The sequence below is a fragment of the Stenotrophomonas sp. HMWF023 genome, assembly GCF_003060985.1.
Taxonomy (GTDB): domain Bacteria; phylum Pseudomonadota; class Gammaproteobacteria; order Xanthomonadales; family Xanthomonadaceae; genus Stenotrophomonas; species Stenotrophomonas lactitubi.
Genome location: NZ_QAIJ01000282.1, coordinates 1,313 through 2,478, shown reverse-complemented (window position 1 = coordinate 2,478; position 1,166 = coordinate 1,313). Strand labels below are relative to the sequence as shown.

General features: G+C 66.9%; 2 protein-coding genes. Both read left to right on the top strand.

Annotated features, from left to right (window positions below):
- Positions 1–341: HlyD family secretion protein (locus tag DBR20_RS23360; RefSeq protein WP_258223394.1), on the top strand; the 341-nt coding region annotated here is incomplete at its 5' end.
- Positions 342–345: 4 nt separating this feature from the next.
- Positions 346–1,166, top strand: an 821-nt coding sequence (locus DBR20_RS23355) for an efflux RND transporter permease subunit (RefSeq protein ID WP_258223393.1), incomplete at its 3' end; no start/stop codon positions are given.

The following is a 1,166-nucleotide window of genomic DNA, read 5'->3' as shown; positions in this document are numbered from 1 at the left end:
GCATCACCCTGCGTGCGCAGTTCCCCAACCCCGAGGGACAGTTGCTGCCGGGCATGTACGTGCGCGCGCAGGTGGGCCAGGGCACGCAGCAGCAGGCGCTGCTGGTGCCGCAGTCGGCGGTGGACCGCAGTGCCAAGGGCGAGGCGCAGGCGTGGCTGGTCGACAAGGAGGGCAAGGCGCGGCTGCGCATCTTCCGCACCGCACGCGCGGTCGGCAACCAGTGGCTGGTGCTTGACGGCATGAGCGCCGGCGAGCAGGTGGTGGTGGCGGGGGCGCAGGGCCTTGCCGACGGCATGCCGGTGCGGGTGAAGCCCGTGGCCGCGCCGGCCGGAAAGGACTGAACGCATGCTGCCGCGCTTCTTCATCCACCGCCCCGTATTCGCCTGGGTACTGGCGATCTGCATCATGGCGTTCGGCACGATTGCGGTGACCCAGCTGCCGGTCGAACAGTATCCGGACATCGCACCGCCGCAGGTCAACATCACCGCCAACTACACCGGCGCGTCTGCGCAGACGGTGGAAGACAGCGTCACCCAGGTGATCGAACAGCAGATCAAGGGCATCGACCACCTGCTGTATTTCTCTTCCACCAGCTCGTCTTCGGGGCAGGCGCGGATCACGGTCACCTTCGACCAGAGCGCCAATCCCGATATCGCCCAGGTTCAGGTGCAGAACAGCGTCAACCAGGCCATCAACCGCCTGCCGCAGGAAGTGCAGCAGCAGGGCGTGACCGTGGCCAAGTCGCAGGGCGACTCGCTGATGGTGGTTTCGCTGTACGACACCAGCCGGCGCATGGAGCGGGTGGACGTTTCCGACTTCCTGGTCAGCAACGTGCAGGATCCGATCAGCCGCATTGCCGGCGTCGGCGAGATCAATGTGTTCGGTTCGGCCTATGCGATGCGGGTGTGGCTGGATCCGCACAAGCTGCGTGCCTACGACCTGATGCCGTCGGATGTGCGTAGTGCGATCCAGGCACAGAACACCCAGGTCACTGCTGGTGAACTGGGGGCGCTGCCGTCCAGTGCGACGCAGAGCCTCAATGCCACCGTCACCGCGCAGTCGCGCCTGCAGACCCCGGAACAGTTCCGCGCGATCATCCTGCGCACGCTGCCCAGCGGTGCGGCGGTGCACCTGGGCGATGTCGCGCGGGTCGAGATCGGCGCGGA